Origin of the sequence: Spirosoma sp., from assembly GCF_026391055.1 — a bacterium.
Classification (GTDB): domain Bacteria; phylum Bacteroidota; class Bacteroidia; order Cytophagales; family Spirosomataceae; genus Spirosoma.
In genome coordinates this window covers 301664-317494 of sequence record NZ_JAPLET010000031.1, presented here as the reverse complement: position 1 = coordinate 317494, position 15831 = coordinate 301664, and the positions used below count along the sequence as shown (strand labels likewise).

General features: G+C 50.8%; 15 protein-coding genes. 8 read left to right on the top strand and 7 right to left on the bottom strand.

Annotated elements, in window-relative coordinates; translation table 11 throughout:
* The first annotated feature begins 84 nt into the window (after positions 1–84).
* The 4 genes from NT073_RS33110 to NT073_RS33095 all read left to right on the top strand — a co-directional run bounded on the left by NT073_RS33110 (position 85) and on the right by NT073_RS33095 (position 4225).
* Complete coding sequence (locus tag NT073_RS33110; RefSeq protein ID WP_297382612.1) at positions 85–738, top strand: deoxyribose-phosphate aldolase; 654 nt, start codon at positions 85–87, stop codon at positions 736–738.
* 70 nt (positions 739–808) lie between these two features.
* Positions 809–2263, top strand: a complete 1455-nt coding sequence (locus tag NT073_RS33105) for a TonB family protein (RefSeq protein ID WP_297382611.1) — start codon at positions 809–811, stop codon at positions 2261–2263.
* A gap of 70 nt (positions 2264–2333) precedes the next feature.
* Positions 2334–3425, top strand: coding sequence for a glycine cleavage system aminomethyltransferase GcvT (gene gcvT / locus NT073_RS33100; RefSeq protein ID WP_297382610.1), 1092 nt, complete (start codon positions 2334–2336; stop codon positions 3423–3425).
* A gap of 89 nt (positions 3426–3514) precedes the next feature.
* Positions 3515–4225 (top strand): 2-phosphosulfolactate phosphatase, encoded by a 711-nt coding sequence (locus tag NT073_RS33095; RefSeq protein ID WP_297382609.1) that lies wholly within the window; start codon positions 3515–3517, stop codon positions 4223–4225.
* Positions 4226–4291: 66 nt separating this feature from the next.
* Here the strand turns inward: NT073_RS33095 and NT073_RS33090 are convergent, their stop codons facing one another.
* The 5 genes from NT073_RS33090 to NT073_RS33070 form a co-directional block, all read right to left on the bottom strand.
* The gene (locus NT073_RS33090; protein ID WP_297382607.1) at positions 4292–4600 is read right to left on the bottom strand and encodes a plasmid stabilization protein; all 309 of its coding nucleotides are present in this window, start codon (positions 4598–4600) and stop codon (positions 4292–4294) included.
* Positions 4601–4760: 160 nt separating this feature from the next.
* On the bottom strand, positions 4761–4994 hold the full coding sequence (locus NT073_RS33085) for an acyl carrier protein (protein WP_297382606.1): 234 nt from the start codon (positions 4992–4994) through the stop codon (positions 4761–4763).
* Positions 4995–5093: 99 nt separating this feature from the next.
* Positions 5094–6428: a TolC family protein gene (locus NT073_RS33080; RefSeq protein ID WP_297382605.1), complete on the bottom strand. Its 1335-nt coding sequence runs from the start codon at positions 6426–6428 to the stop codon at positions 5094–5096.
* Between the two features lie 62 nt (positions 6429–6490).
* Complete coding sequence (locus NT073_RS33075; protein WP_297382603.1) at positions 6491–8104, bottom strand: DHA2 family efflux MFS transporter permease subunit; 1614 nt, start codon at positions 8102–8104, stop codon at positions 6491–6493.
* A 5-nt stretch (positions 8105–8109) separates the two neighbouring features.
* Positions 8110–9222, bottom strand: coding sequence for an HlyD family secretion protein (locus tag NT073_RS33070; RefSeq protein WP_297382601.1), 1113 nt, complete (start codon positions 9220–9222; stop codon positions 8110–8112).
* A gap of 175 nt (positions 9223–9397) precedes the next feature.
* On the opposite strand from NT073_RS33070, the gene NT073_RS33065 reads away from it, so the two are divergent.
* Positions 9398–9883 (top strand): MarR family winged helix-turn-helix transcriptional regulator, encoded by a 486-nt coding sequence (locus tag NT073_RS33065; protein WP_297382599.1) that lies wholly within the window; start codon positions 9398–9400, stop codon positions 9881–9883.
* 107 nt (positions 9884–9990) lie between these two features.
* Positions 9991–11349, top strand: a complete 1359-nt coding sequence (locus NT073_RS33060) for an NAD-dependent succinate-semialdehyde dehydrogenase (protein ID WP_297382597.1) — start codon at positions 9991–9993, stop codon at positions 11347–11349.
* 8 nt (positions 11350–11357) lie between these two features.
* Here the strand turns inward: NT073_RS33060 and NT073_RS33055 are convergent, their stop codons facing one another.
* Both NT073_RS33055 and NT073_RS33050 read right to left on the bottom strand, forming a co-directional pair.
* A complete protein-coding gene (locus tag NT073_RS33055) occupies positions 11358–12005 on the bottom strand; it encodes a VTT domain-containing protein (protein ID WP_297382596.1) in 648 nt (215 codons plus the stop codon).
* 85 nt (positions 12006–12090) lie between these two features.
* On the bottom strand, positions 12091–13983 hold the full coding sequence (locus NT073_RS33050) for an ABC-F family ATP-binding cassette domain-containing protein (protein WP_297382594.1): 1893 nt from the start codon (positions 13981–13983) through the stop codon (positions 12091–12093).
* Positions 13984–14162: 179 nt separating this feature from the next.
* On the opposite strand from NT073_RS33050, the gene NT073_RS33045 reads away from it, so the two are divergent.
* Both NT073_RS33045 and folK read left to right on the top strand, forming a co-directional pair.
* Positions 14163–15167, top strand: a complete 1005-nt coding sequence (locus tag NT073_RS33045; RefSeq protein WP_297382592.1) for a formylglycine-generating enzyme family protein — start codon at positions 14163–14165, stop codon at positions 15165–15167.
* 113 nt (positions 15168–15280) lie between these two features.
* A complete protein-coding gene (gene folK / locus NT073_RS33040; RefSeq protein WP_297382590.1) occupies positions 15281–15757 on the top strand; it encodes a 2-amino-4-hydroxy-6-hydroxymethyldihydropteridine diphosphokinase in 477 nt (158 codons plus the stop codon).
* Positions 15758–15831 lie beyond the last annotated feature (74 nt).

Sequence of the window (15831 nt, the reverse complement as noted above, 5' to 3'; positions counted from 1 at the left end):
ATGAGGGAGTGATAGAATGAGTGAATATAGGCTTGCGTCAGCTATTCACTCATTCTATCACTCCCTCATTTACTCATTATATCTATGAACCATCTCTTTCCCTACATAGAGCGGACGCTGCTGCATCCAGACGTAACCATCAACGAGCAATACGATGCCCTTGATGAAGTTGTCCAGTTAGGCATGGCTGGTCTGACTGTGGCTCCCTTCTGGGTAAAGAAGTTTCGGCGGGAAATGGGCGATACACACCCGGCCATGCTGTCGACCGTAGTTGGGTTTCCATTCGGTTACCAGCGTACCGAGGCCAAACAAACCGAAACAGAGTGGGCCCTGCGCGATGGTGCCACCGAAGTAGAAGTTGTCTTGAACACATCGGCTCTGTTTTCACCAACGTCTGTCTGGTTGAAAATCGAACTTGCCAAACTGGTGGCAATGGTTCATGCTCAGGAAAAGTACATAACGGTTATTCTGGAATCGTCGCTGCTCGATGATGAGCAACTGCAGAAAATGATTAAGCTCTCTGCCGATGCCGGGGCTGATTTTATTAAAAATACTACGGGCTTTACGGCCGGTGAGAACGGGGTTTCTTACCACCACGAGTCGGCTTTGCGGTTCCGTCAACTCGTCCCCAAATTAGTAGGTGTCAAGATTGTGGCCGATGGAGCAATGGAGTTTCAACTGGAAGACTTAGTTGCGGCAGGCGTAGAGCGGCTGTCGATTCGGCGGCTGGATTTGTAATTGCATTTTCGCTTTTGGGAGCTTAACTCCTTTTTAATATATTACGGACGATTCATTTACTCGTTCCGTTATGAAGTTCTGCACCACAATTCTCTTCCTTCTTTGTGCTTTATCTGCTTTCGCTCAAACAACCGTTTATCAAGCGTTTGAAGCTGATAGTGCCGCCGAACCCCGTGGCGGTATGCCATATGTCACCACATTTCTTCAGGCAAACCTCCGCAAGCCAATCGCTGCAGAAGCCCAGGGCGTTGGTGGGCGTGTTGTTGTGATGGGCATCGTTGAACCCGATGGGCGCATCACCGACGTAAAAGTTGTCAATAAATTCAGACCCGACTGCGACCGGGAAGCCGTGCGGATTTTCTCCCTCTTCAAGGCCTGGAAACCGGGCTACAAAGACGGAAAGCCCATTCGGCAGTACGTCAATATTCCGGTCACGTTTAAGCCTAGCCCACCTTTTTTATATGAAAACGGCGCTCGTGTGAGCTACTTCGACAAGGATGACAAACTCATTGCCGATAGCAGTAAGGCACAATACAAGCAACTTGTGCCGGTCGATTCGTTAGGTATACCCAGCGGAGATATTATTGTGTATAAAACAAAGGGTAAAGTCTGGAAAGAGGAAACCCGTATGCCCCTGATCCGCAAAGAGAGTAGCGCTCGTGGGCCGTCGGGTAAAACAGAATACCTGATTGGCTACCAGGATGGGATCATTCAATGGAATGGCCTGCTGGTTCGTGTCGATGATAAAGGAGCCATTCTTCGACAGACCTATTTTCAGGATGGAAAACGGTCGGGTACTGAGCTGGTCTATCACCCGAATGGCTCGGTGTCCGAAAAGACCGAGGAGTTTGATGACAAATACGTAACTACTTCCTGGTACCCAAACGGGCAGATCCGGCAAATTCAATCCAGTGCCAAACAAAAGCCCAACGTACCTACCCCGCCCGATCATGTGCTGGCTTACTGGCAGGACACCGGCCGGCAGATGGTCAGAGACGGCGCTGGCCGAGCCGTTTACCAAAGTCAGGTGCCCTTGCCTACCGACACCACGAAGTACATCGCTTTTGTTGAAGAAGGCATGTATGAGAATGGATTTAAGGAGGGTATCTGGAAAGGCCGCTATGCTGATGGTTCCTATTCATATGAAGAGCAGTATGATAAAGGGGTCTGCCAGATGGGTAAAGCCCGACAGGCAGATGGCACTGAATTGCGCTATACGGAGGTGGAGAAGCAGGCAGAATTCAAGGGGGGGATGCCTGCGCTGGGACAGTTTCTGGCCTCGAATCTGCGTTATCCCGCCGACGCCCAGCGAGCCAGAGCGCAGGGTAAAGTATTTATCACCTTTGTGATCAATACGGATGGCTCTATTGCCGACGCCAAGGTTTTGAAGGGAGTAGGGTACGGTGCAGATGAAGAAGCATTGCGGGTTGTAAAAGCCATGGTTGGACGGTGGAACCCCGGTCTATTGCGGGGGAAGCCCATTCGGGTAAAGTACAATCTGCCCATTAATTTTACGCTTCAGTAGGGCTTCCATCAGGGATACAGGTTGAAAGCCGTGGATACATTTGTAAATTTGCGGGATAACCCCCGCGCAAATGTCGCTTAAGCAAGTTCCCCTTCATCATATCCATCAGCAGTTAGGTGCGAAGATCGTACCGTTTGCGGGTTTCGAGATGCCCGTTCGCTACTCCTCCGATCTCGATGAACACAATACCGTGCGGAACGCCGTTGGTATGTTCGATGTCTCGCACATGGGCGAATTCATCCTCAAAGGCGAGGGTGCGCTCGACCTCATTCAGCGAGTGTCGGCCAATGACGCCAGTATTCTGTTCGACGGTAAAGTGCAGTACAGCTACCTGCCCAACGGGCGCGGTGGTATTGTCGATGATTTGCTGGTGTATCGAATTAGCCAGACCGAGTACATGCTTGTCGTAAACGCATCGAACATCGAAAAAGACTGGAACTGGATTAGCCAGTATGCATCCGAGTACGCCCTCACGATGGTGAATGTGTCTGACGATATGTGTCTTTTCGCTGTTCAGGGGCCGCTGGCTGCCAAAGCCTTACAATCCCTGACCCCGGCTGATCTGGAGTCGATGGATTATTATACATTCGAGAAAACCGATTTTGCCGGGTATGCCAACGTTATTGTTTCGGCAACGGGCTATACCGGGGCGGGTGGTTTCGAGATTTACGTGTCGAACCACCAGGCTGAGGGTGTCTGGAATGCCATCATGGAGGCCGCCGGTCCTTTTGGCATTAAACCCATCGGTCTGGGCGCCCGCGATACGCTCCGCCTTGAAATGGGCTACAATTTATACGGTAACGACATCACCGACGAGACCTCACCCATTGAAGCGGGCCTGGGATGGGTGACCAAATTTACCCATGATTTCATCGATGCCGATGTGCTAAAAGCGCAGAAGCAACAAGGTGTACCCCGTAAACTGGTTGGCTTTGAACTCCTCGACCGGGGCGTTCCCCGCGGCCATTACGAACTCACTGATGCCGACAGCAATAAAATTGGCGAAGTAACTTCCGGCACGCAGTCGCCCACGCTTGGCAAAGGGGTTGGTCTGGGCTATATCCAGACGGCGTTCAGCAAACCGGGAACGGAAATTTTCGTCAAAGTGCGCGACCGGCTGTTGAAAGCCCAGGTTGTTAAACCTCCTTTCGTGAAACAATAACAGGTATAAACTAGTGTCGGTTTTAAGAAACCGACACTAGTTTATACACAAGTGTCGGCTTTGAGAAACCGACACCACATTTAACCAAAATGAAACAAATTGACGTTTGCTTAACCCCGGAATTGTTACACCTCCACACCGTTGAAAACACAATTGTTGTGGTGGCGGATGTTTTTCGGGCTACATCGTGCATGGTAACGGCCTTCGCTTATGGCGTAAACAGTATCATTCCAGTGGCTACCATAGAGGAATGCCGAAGCTGGCAGGAGCGGGGGTATTTGGCCGCTGCCGAACGAAATGCCCAACGTGTAGATGGGTTCGAATTGGATAATTCGCCCTTCACGTACATGGACGAACAGATTCGGGGGGCCAATGTCGCCATGACCACTACCAACGGAACCCTGGCCATCACTAAATCGCGGTCGGCGGTAAAGGTGCTCGTAGGGTCATTTTTGAATCTGGACGCTATTGCCCGCTTTTTACAAAGCGAACGCTACGATGTAATGGTACTTTGTGCCGGTTGGAAAGGCCGTGTCAACATGGAAGATACGCTCTTTGCCGGGGCTTTGGTGGATCGGCTGAAAGACAGTTATACAATGGCCGAAGATAGCGCCATGATGTCGTGGCGGCTCTATTGCCAGGGGAAAGATAATTTGCCAAGCTACCTGGCCAACTCATCACACATCCGTCGGTTGCAGCGGCTGGGTATCCAGAAAGATATTACCTACTGCCTGCAGCACGATCTGTACGATGTCGTACCCGTATTACGGGGCAACGCGCTGGTGAGCATGCAGGTTTGATTAGTTAATGGTTGGTGGTTAATGGTCATCAATAGCTAATAACCATTAACCACTAATCGATCACTATCAATCAGCGGCCGCGTTCCTCTTCCGGGTGGCGGCTGCTTTTTTTGCGGATGCCGACCGCTCCTCCGGCGTACGCGATGCCGATGCGGCACCCCCTTTTTTACCGCCTTTCTTTTCGGGTTCTTTATTTTCGGCATGTCCGCGCCCGGAACCGCTCTTTTTACCCCCGCCCGATACTTTGTTTACCGTTGCCCAGGCACGGCTTTCGGCTTCTTCTTCGGGTACTCCCCGCTGTTCGTAACTCTCCTCAATATGTTCAGCCTGTCGTTTCTGCTTATCGGTATAAGCTGACTTATCTCCTCGTGGCATAGCTGTAGCTGGTTTGGTTCAAGATGTACTTTTCCCGATGTAGCCACTACAACTCATCATCTTCCCATTGTGTTTTGCTGATAAAAAAAACACCGGCAAAAATGACCGTCCAGTCATTTTTGCCGGTGGATATGTCGGTTTAACTGGAAAATTGGCTGTATCAGGCTGTTGCAGCCTGTTCGGCTTCGAGGTACGTTAATACATCTTGCATAGTGGTTAGCTTGTAATGATCTTCATCCGGAATGCGAATGCCAAACTCCCGCTCCAACTGCATGATCAAGTCAACGCTGTCGAGACTATCCATTCCTAAATCGCGTGCGAAATGGGTTTGGTCTGTGATTGATGATTCGGGTACGCCAAATTCCTTCAGAATGTCAATTACTCGCTTTTTCATAACTCGCTTATTTACATTGCCAACCTATCTATTTCTTTATACAAGTCTTTTTAACCCGATTTAGTATGTGCAGAAAGCGCGTATTAACAAATTTTAACCCTATAGCAACGGTTCACCCAGCAATCGTTTTAATTCAAGCTGATTGAGCATTAGCTGGTATTGAAAATTTAATCGTCCTAGTTCGGCTTCTTCCACACCCGTCTCGGCACTTTGTAACTCGACATTGGTAATGACCCCATTTCGTAGCCGGGCGTTGGCAATCTGAAGTGCTTTTTGTGCCTGCAACACCTGTGTTTCGAGGTTAGTAAGGCGTGACTGGTTGCTGCGAATGTCGGCGTTAAGTTGGGCAATGCTTTGTTTCACCTGTGCACTGGCATTTTCAACGGCGTAGCGACTGGCATTCAGGTTGAGCTGAGCGGCTTGGTTTTGCAGTTGATACCGCTTGCCGGCATAAATGGGAACGGTAAGCGACACACCCGCAGCTATGTTGAAGCGAGGGGTATTAATTTCCGGCAGATATCCATTGCGATAGCCCGCCGAACCCGAAAAACTCAGGTTCGGACGCCCGGATAAGTCCGATACCAGAATGTCCGTTTCGGCCTGCCGAACCCGATCCTGCGCCAGTTGCACGTCTTTATTGCTAGCCAGCGGGTTCTGCCCATCGGCAATCAGGAACGGCTGCGTTGTTACACGACCACCCGACGCTTCCAGATTGAACTGGCTCATCGCCCGGCTTACATCCGGATTTGGATTGCCGGTCAGATAGGTAAGAAAAGCCAGCTGACGCTCCAGCTGATTCTGGATTTCGATTTTCCGGTTTTGCGCCGTTTTCACCCGCACCTGCTGGGTCAGCACATCATATTCCAGCGCATCGCCGTTTTGTAGCCGTGTTGTGAGAAGCCGTACGTTGGCACCGGCGGTCTGAATAACTGAATCCTGCACGGACAGACTACGCTGTAAAAACCCGACGCCATAGTAAGCTGCAGCGACTTGGTAAGCCAGTGTTTGCTGCGTAATTTCCAAACCCCGGCGTAGTACCTGTACGTTATCGGCCGCTTGCTGGACCGATGCATTCGTGCGGCCCCAGTCGTAAATGGTTTGCCCAACGCCAACGGAGGCATTTACGTTGTGGTTTGGCTGAAACTGTATGGTTCGGTTCACACCGTCTACCGGCAGCGTAGCTTTCGCAACCGGCGTAAGGTACTGGTAAGATGCTGTACCGTTTACGTTGGGCCGAAGGGCCGTCCGGGCGATATCTGCCCGCAGATCACCCGCTTGGATAAGCTGCTGTTGTTGCTTCAGGCTGGGGTAGTTTGTATTTGCCTGCTGAACCAGCGCCCGGAGGTCGTCGGGTAGCTGCATTGGCTGGGTTTGCGCCTTACCGGCCCCGGCGGTGAGTAATATAGTCGCTACTATGTAAAGTCTGTAAGTCATGGTTGGCGATAGTTAAGTTTTCCGCTGTCGGGTTGTTGATAACCCGACAGCGGAAGCCAGAATCAGTGGGCGGCATCGGCAACTGCTTTGGCAGCAGCCGCGTCCATTTTTTTACTTTTGAGGAGAAACAGCAGCGGGAACGAAATGACGAAGAACAGGCCCGCCAGCCTGAATGTATCCAGGTACGAGATCATCAGGGCTTGTCGGGATATGATTAAATCCATCGTTTTGTAAGCGTTCGTCACTGCATCGAAGGAGTTGACACCTTTGGCGATCAACCCCTGCGTAATAGCATTAAGCCGTTCCATTGTGAGCATTTCGCCCGGTTGCAGGTTCGATACCAGATCGCCCCGGTGTACGGCTGTGCGCTGGGTAACGTAGGTGTTGGTAATGGCGACCCCGAAGGCGCCCCCCACCTGACGCATCATGTTCACAATGGCAATGCCGGTTGGTAACTGTCGCGGTTCCAGCGTTGCTACCGACTGGTTGATGAGCGGCACGTTCACAAAGGCTAGCCCAATCCCCCGAATGATAAGTGCCGTAATAAAGTCGCCGTTCGAAGCATCCATGTTGTAGGTTGCCATCATGAAACAGAACGATGCAAAGGCAACGTACCCCACCGCGACAAGTGTTCTGGGCGACGCTCCTTTCGCCAGCAACCGTCCAACAATGGCAAACATAGGTAAGGTGACGATGCCGCCCGGAATGAGGAGCTTACCCGTCTGGGTGGCCGTTAACCCAACAATACGCTGGGCAAAAAGCGGGTAGAGCAGCACCGACGTAAAGAGACCGTAGCCAATTACCACCATCAGAATGGAGCCAATGGCCAGGTTTCGATTCTTGAACGTTCGGAGGTCCACTACCGGCTCTTTCGTGCCCTTGAGTTCCCACAAAATAAAGGCCGGAATCGCTACCGCAGCCGCCACCGCCAGCCACAGGATCACGTTGCTGTCGAACCAGTCGTCGGCTTCACCCCGTTCCAGGACGTATTGCAGACTCCCAATACCAACGGCCAGCAGAAGAATGCCCATCTGGTCGATGTGGATGGATTTTCGGTCAATATTCAGTTCATCTGCTTTCTTGTCGATAAATGCAAGACTCAGCATAACCGCTGCGATACCAATGGGCACGTTGATGTAAAACATCCAGCTCCAATGGTAATTGTCGATGATGAAACCGCCCAGCGTGGGGCCGAGGGTTGGGCCGAGTACAATGCCCATCCCAAACAGCGCCGAAGCCAGCGGACGTTGTGACGGCGGAAATGCATCGAACATCAACCCTTGCGAAGTAGACAGCAACGCGCCACCCCCAATACCCTGTAAAAAGCGGAAGGCAACCAGCGTCCATAAACTATCTGCAAAGCCACAGCCGTAAGAGGCTATGGTAAAGAGAATAATGGACCCGATGTAATAATTCTTTCGACCGAAATACCGTTGCAAAAAGCCCGTCATCGGAATAACAATGACGTTGGCAATAGCGTAGGCTGTTACTACCCACGATACATCTTCGACCGTAACGCCCAGGTTCCCCGCAATGTCGGTCAGGCCGACGTTTACGATGGAGGTATCAATTAATTCAATAATGGCGGCCGAAATAGCGGTCACGACAATAATCCACTTTTTAAATCCAGTGGGCATTGCCGCCTGCGTCGGGAGAGCCAGTGGTTGAGTTGCCATACGTATTAATTAACGACTCGTACCTCAGCATCGACGCTCAGGCCCGCCCGCAGTTGATTTTTGTATTTCTCCGGATTCAAAATCTCGATCTTTACCGGCACCCGCTGCGTGATTTTGACGAAGTTGCCTGAGGCATTATCCGCCGGGAGCAGCGCAAACCGCGCTCCGGTAGCATCCGATAAAGAGGATATGCGGCCCTTAATGTCGAGGTCAGGATACGCGTCGAGCTTGATGTCGACGGCCTGCCCAAGCTGCATTTTCTCCAGCTGCGTTTCCTTGAAGTTGGCAACAACCCAGAATGTAGAATCGGCAACGATGGTGAACAGATTCTGACCAGGCTGTACATACTGACCAACCACTACGTTTTTACGGCCAATTTTACCGGCAATCGGAGCGGCCAGACGGGCATAGCCTACGCGCAGTTTAGCATTGTCGATGGCAGCCTGTTTTACCTTCAGTACGGCCTGAATTTTCTGGATGTTGGCTTGCGCTTTTGCAATACCTGCCTGCGCTACACCCTGCGACGTTTTGGCCAGGTTGATCTGCTCAACATTGGCGTCGTACTGGCGTCCCTGCACTTCGGCATTGTTCTGCGAATCTTCCAACTGCTTCCGCGTCAGGGATTGCTCTTTGTAAAGGTTCTGGTCGCGCTGCAAATCCTGACGTGATTTGTCCCGCCGGGCGGCCTGCACCTGCGCGTTCGATGCCGCAACTCGGGCATTCTGAGCCACGTTGCGGGCGTTAGCCTGAGCATTTTGCAAATCAGCACGGGCGTTTTCGAGATCGGCCAGTGACTGCTGATAATCGGCTTCGGCCTGGGCCAGCGCTACGTCGTATTCCTGCGGGTCGATAGTAACCAGCGGCTGACCGCGTTTCACATTGGCGTAATCGTCTACATTCACGGCGGTAACATAACCGGCTACCCGAGCGAGTACGGGCGCTGAATTGCCTTCGATCTGTGCGTTGTCAGTAGTTTCGTATTGCTGGCTGTGTACGTAAGCCTTGTAGCCAAAATAACCACCAACGAGTAAAACGAGGGCTATAATGATACGGGGTAAATACGCTTTAATTCCGCTTTTTTCGTCTGTGGTTGCCATTGGTTCAGTTATGGTTGCCATAGTTTGAGTAGTGTTTAGACATAGGCCGATGTCGTGAGAAGAACTTAGTATATAGTCAACGTGTTTGACTAGTAAGCAACAAAAGTAAACCAGGTTGACTATGAAGTCAAGTAGGTTGACTATATTTGTACAATCTTTTGAAAAGAATTGTTTCAGTATTTTTTATTTTGCCAGCATGTTCGCGGAAACAGATAAAAATTCCTTTGATTTCACCCAATATCAGGCGATTCGAGATCGGTCGATCGGTCGCTTATTCTGGCGGCTCAAACGATTTACGAGTGACTTTATCGAGCCACGTCTGCACGCAAAGGGATTTGTCGATTTCAAAATGAGTTACCTGATGTTCCTCTCTAATATTGAGGAGGGTGGAACGACCAACAATGAATTAGCCAAACGGGCCTGTGTAACAAAACAGATGATGAGTAAGATCGTTGGACTGCTCGAAGTAGAAGGTTATATCTATACGCAGAAAAATCCCAGCGATTCCCGTTCCAGCATCATCTTTCTCAACGAGCGGGGCAAAGAGCTGTTCGTTTCGCTTAAAGACTGCATGCAGGAAGCGCGTGACAAATTCGACGGTATCGTTGGTCACGACCGAATGGAGCAGGTTATTGAAATCATGGCCGAGTTAGTGAATAAATTAGAAAACGACGAACAGTAGGGAGATGTATGGTGTATAATATAGGATATATGTATAGGGAGCAACGTGATTATGTCAACTAAGTACCCTCAGCCATACATCATATACCCTACCTCATACATCCCGCTATGTTTACATCCATAAATCCATACACGCAAAAACGCATTAAAACCTATCGGGCCGATAGCGTAGGCGTCATTGAGCGTAAACTGAAACAAGCCGACCGGGCCTTTGCCGAGTGGTCGGCTTTGTCGCTTCCGGAGCGTACGGATTATTTACGCAAAGTTGGTCAGTACCTAACCGCCAACAAGCAGCGATACGGCGAGTTGATAACGGCCGAAATGGGAAAGACGCTTAAAGAAGCCGTGGGCGAAGTAGAGAAATGTGCCGCCACCTGCGTTTTTTACGCCGATCATGCCGAGGCTTTCCTCGCCGATCAATCCATCCAATCAGATGCCGGGAAGAGCTTTGTGACCTACCAGCCACTCGGGGCTGTGTTGGCCATTATGCCCTGGAATTTCCCGTTCTGGCAAGTCATGCGCTTTGCCATTCCGGGCCTGATTGCGGGCAATGTCGGGTTGCTTAAACACGCGCCTAATGTACTTGGCTGTTCAATGGCCATTGAGGAAGCTTTTCGGGAGTGTGGATTGCCGACTGGTGTTTTCCAGTCGCTGCTGGTCGATGTGCCCGTTGTCGAAAACCTGCTGAAAGACAAACGAGTCAAAGCTGTAACGCTTACGGGTAGCGGACGAGCCGGTTCATCGGTGGCCAGCATTGCCGGACGGGAAATCAAGAAATCTGTACTGGAACTGGGAGGCTCCGATGCACTGATCGTCCTGGCCGACGCTGACCTTGATAAAGCTGCGGAAACAGCCGTGAAGTCGCGCATGCAGAACGCCGGGCAAAGTTGTATAGCCGCCAAGCGATTCATTGTCGAAAAATCCGTAAAAAAAGCCTTCACCGAACGGGTGCTGCATCAGATCAGCCAAATCCGGCAGGGCGACCCTACCGATGAAGCGACCACTATGGGACCAATGGCGCGGCTCGATCTGGCCGATTCCATTGAGCGCCAATACCGGCAAACACTCGCTAAAGGAGCTAAACGACTATCGGGTGGTGAGCGTGAAGGCTGTAATGTTCAGCCAATGCTCCTGGACAACGTGAAACCCGGCATGGCGGCTTTCGACGAGGAAACCTTCGGGCCGCTGGCTGTACTGATCGACGCCAAAGACGAAATAGACGCTATCCGATTGGCAAACCACTCGGATTTTGGCCTTGGCTCCGCCCTCTGGACCAAGGATCTGGATAGGGCCGAGCAACTGGCCCGTCAGATTCAGGCCGGGTCTGTTTTTATTAATGGGCTGATGCGCTCCGATGCCCGCGTGCCTTTTGGCGGTATCAAAACATCGGGCTTCGGCCGCGAATTATCGGAAGCGGGTATCAAAGAGTTTGTGAATATGAAAACCGTTTGGGTTGAAAAGACCTGAGGCTAGTCCTAGTCGGTGTTTACTTCGGCTTTCTTTTCTTTGCGGGCGTTTAGATAGCCTTTTACGACCGTGAATGTGGTTATGGCTAGGAAGAAGAAAATGATGTACTGAACATAGTCCACAATTCCCGGGAATCGCTCACCGAAGAAGAAGCCACCCCCCACCAGCGAAATTACCCAGATAGCACCCCCAATAACGTTGTAGAGCATAAAAAAGCGGGGCGGCATGTGAATAAGGCCAGCCAGCAGCGGGGCAAACGTCCGGACAATGGGCAGAAACCGGGAGATTATCAGGGCACTGTTGCCATATTTAATAAAAGCCTCCCGTGTGTTTTCGATGTACTTCTGCTTGAAAAACAGCGAATCAGGCCGGTTTTTGATTCGCCCACCAAAATAATAGCCGGTCAGATAGCCAGTAAGCGAACCCAAAACTGCTGCTGCGAAAACGCAGGTCAGCAACAGCCACAAAGGAACATTTAACAACTTTATTCCCGCAAACACACCCGACAGAAACAACAGGTAGTCGCCCGGCAGGAAGAAGCCGAAAAATATGCCATTTTCAACGAAGACAATCAGTGTAATCAAGACAAGACCGCCCGTTCGGATAATGTCTTCGGAGTTGAGCAGTGTCTGGAAAAAAGCTATGATCTGATCCATATACAATAATAGAATTCTGAATGAGTGAATGATAGAATAGTAACCTGTGAACTATTTATTCATTCTATCATTCACTCATTCAGAATTAAATAAACTCCGCCAGCTCCAGCCAGCGATCTGATTTCTGGGCAATGGTTTGGTCAATCTGTTCAATTTCCCTCGACCATGCTATCAACTGTTCGTGGTGACCACCTGTGTTGAGAAGATTCACTACTTCATCTTTACGTTGCTCCAGCGACTCAATTTCTTTTTCAAGTGCTTCGTACTCTCGAATTTCCTTGAAGGAGAGCTTGCGTTTTGCTCCGTTCTGATTAGCTGGTGCCAATGGGACTACAGGAGCCGTTGCCTGGCTCTTAACGTCGGCCGGTGCTGGTTTATTCGGCCGTGCATTGGCTTTAGGCTGCGAATCCCGCCACTCCCGGTAATCGGTGTAGTTGCCCGGAAAATCCCGCACCTTGCCTTCACCCTCCATCACAAAAACGTGTTCAACCAGCCGATCCATGAAATACCGGTCGTGTGTAACAATGAGCACACAGCCGGGGAAGTTGAGCAAAAAGTCTTCCAGCACGTTTAGCGTGGTAATATCGAGGTCGTTGGTCGGCTCGTCAAGAATCAGGAAGTTCGGGTTTTGAACCAGCACCAATAGAAGTTGCAGACGCCGTTTTTCTCCTCCGCTCAGTTTGGCAACAAAATCATACTGCTTGGATCGGTCGAACAGAAACCGGCTCAGGAGTTGCGTTGCCGTGATGGTATCGCCGTTAGCCAGCTTCATTACTTCGGCCACATCCTGTACCACGTCAATAACACGCTGGTTTTCGGGTAAGTCCAGTTCGGTTTGGGTGTAATAACCAAACTTAACCGTGCCCCCCGTGCTGATTTTGCCGGAGTCGGGCCGAAGTTGCCCCGTCAGCATGTTCATCAGCGTGGTTTTACCCATGCCGTTTTTACCGATCAGCCCTACCCGGTCGGGTCGTTTGAAGGTGTACGTAAAATGGTCGAGTAGTACTTTCTCGCCAAAGCGTTTGCTCAGGTTCTCAACCTCCAGAATTTTGCTGCCCAGCCGGGCCATGCGCAGATTCAGGTCCAGATCGCCGTCGTTCTTCTTGCCGCTGGTCTTTTCTTTGAGGTCTTCAAAGGCATCAATCCGGTACTGCGCTTTGGTACCGCGCGCTTTGGGTTGCCGACGCATCCATTCCAGTTCCCGCCGGAAGGTGTTACGGTCTTTTGTCAGTTCGGAGGCTGCGGCTGCCTCCCGCTCATCTTTTTTCTCCAGAAAATACGCGTAGTTACCTTTGTAGGTGTACAATTGCCCGTTGTCCATCTCAGCAATCTGGTTGCAGACCCGGTCCAGAAAATACCGGTCGTGCGAGACCATCAGCAGTGTACCATTGTTGGTATTCAGATAATTTTCGAGGTATTCGATGGCTTCCAGATCGAGGTGGTTGGTGGGCTCATCCAGAATGATCAGATCGGGATTTTGAATGAGTACCCGTGCCAGCGCAACGCGCTTGCGCTGTCCGCCGGATAACGAGCCCACAATTTGCTCGAAATCCTGGATTCCTAATTCACCCAGGATTTGCCGGATCTGCGCTTCGTAATCCCAGGCTTCGAGCTTCTCCATGTCGGCCATGGCTTGTTCGAGACCTTTGTTGTCTTCGTGAGCCAGCGCATGCTCATAAGCCCGCACAGCATCGAGCTGAGCACTTTCACCCGCCAGCACAACTTCCATCACGGTTAGGGCATCATTGAAGTCGGGTTGCTGGTCTAGGTAGCCGATGCTGATGTCTTTACGGTGGCTCACAATCCCGGCATCGGGCGGCATTGCCCCGGCCAGTATAGACAACAACGTTGTTTTGCCGGAGCCATTGGCCCCAACGATAGCTACTTTATCCCCCCGGTTGATACCAAATGTGAGGTTTTTAAACAGAGTACGGTCGCCGTAGGTTTTAGATAAATTTTCGGCTGAGAGATAGTTCATTCGTTAATCTTATAGCGAACAGAGGAGAAAAGACCGTAGTCTTTCTGCCGATTCAATCGGCTAAGCTTGCGCATCCGTCCGGCCGCGTTTTCATTTATTTATACAAAGGTACAACAAAGGAAATCGTTCGTACTTTTACCTGTCAATCAATACAGATTCCTTTTCCTATATAACCAACAATGCGCCTAAAATATCGCTTACTGGCCATCGCCTTTTTATCAGGTGTTCTGGTTCGTACAAGTGCCCAAACCACAACAGAATTTAAATCGTACACACAAACCGTTCCGGGGAGTAACCAGACGTATGCGCTGGTGGCTATTCCGGGCGGTACGTACATGATGGGAAGCCCGGCTACCGAAAAAGGCCGTAGTGCCGATGAAGGCCCGCAGCACAAAGTGCAGATTGAGCCTTTCTACATGGGCAAATACGAAGTGACCTGGGACCTGTACGACTTGTTTGCCTTTACCAACATGGAGAAAGAAATGGCCGCCAAGTATACCGAATCGGATGCGAACCTGACGAGGACAGATGCTACCACACGTCCTAGTCCGCCTTACGTCGATATGTCCTTCGGAATGGGACGTGCGGGCTATCCGGCCATCAACATGACCCAGTATGCAGCTATTAAGTTCTGCGCCTGGCTTTATGCCAAAACAGGCGTGTTTTTTCGGTTACCAACCGAAGCCGAGTGGGAGTATGCTTGCCGGGCCAATACCACAACGCCCTACTCATTTGGTGCTGATGTGAAGAAACTTGGCGAATACGCCGTGTTTACGGGCAACAGCGACGGGGCATATAAAAAAGTAGGTACCAAAAAGCCGAATCCATTTGGCTTGTACGACATGCACGGCAACGTGATGGAGTGGACAAAGGATCAGTATATCGCCGACTATTATAAGCAGGTAGCCAGTGGCAAAGTAAAAGAGCCCTTTGCGCCAACCACAACGCTTTACCCCAATTCCGTGCGGGGCGGCTCCTGGGACGATGCTGCGACCGTACTTCGGTCTGCTGCCCGGACGCCCTCGGCCCCGGCCTGGAAAGTACTTGACCCCCAAAGCCCCAAATCGGACTGGTGGCTGACTTCGGCCTCGTTTGTGGGTTTCCGGCTGGTTCGCCCCGCCAAAACACCCAGTGAGGAGGAGATAAAGGCTTATTACGATATCAAGCCGATTAAGGATTATTAAATAGGTATTATGTATGATATATGAAGTGTAATAAGGCATGTAGGCTCTGACAAATATGCCTGGCTGTTAGTCAAGTCAAGACTTCATATATGATATATCATATATCCTACAGCATGATATATATTCTTCTAGGCGCCAACCTCGGTAACCGTGTTCAGACGCTTAATCGAGCCGTTGACCTGATTTCAGAACGTGTCGGACCGGTCCTTCATGGGTCGTCTTTCTACGAAACGGCACCCTGGGGCGTTACCGACCAACCAGCTTATGTGAACCAGGTGCTGGCAGTTGAGACTACTTTTCTGCCTGAAGAAGTGCTTATCCAGACGCAGGGTATTGAGCAGGAACTCGGTCGGGTGAGGCTGGAAAAGTGGGGTGCCCGCGTCATTGACATTGATATACTGTTTTACGATCAACTCATGCTGCGTACAGACGCCTTAACGATTCCGCATCCGCTTCTCCACCAGCGACGCTTTACGCTCGTGCCACTGGCTGAAATAGCCCCGGATTTTGTGCATCCTATTCTGCAGAAAACGACCCTTGAGTTACTGGCTGATTGTGAAGACGAAGGGGAAGTGATGCTCGTGTATTGAGTTATTACACAGAGCTACGAAGAGCAAAAAGAGATTCGAGGAGAAGAAAAATAGGCTCCGTGCATCTCCGTGCC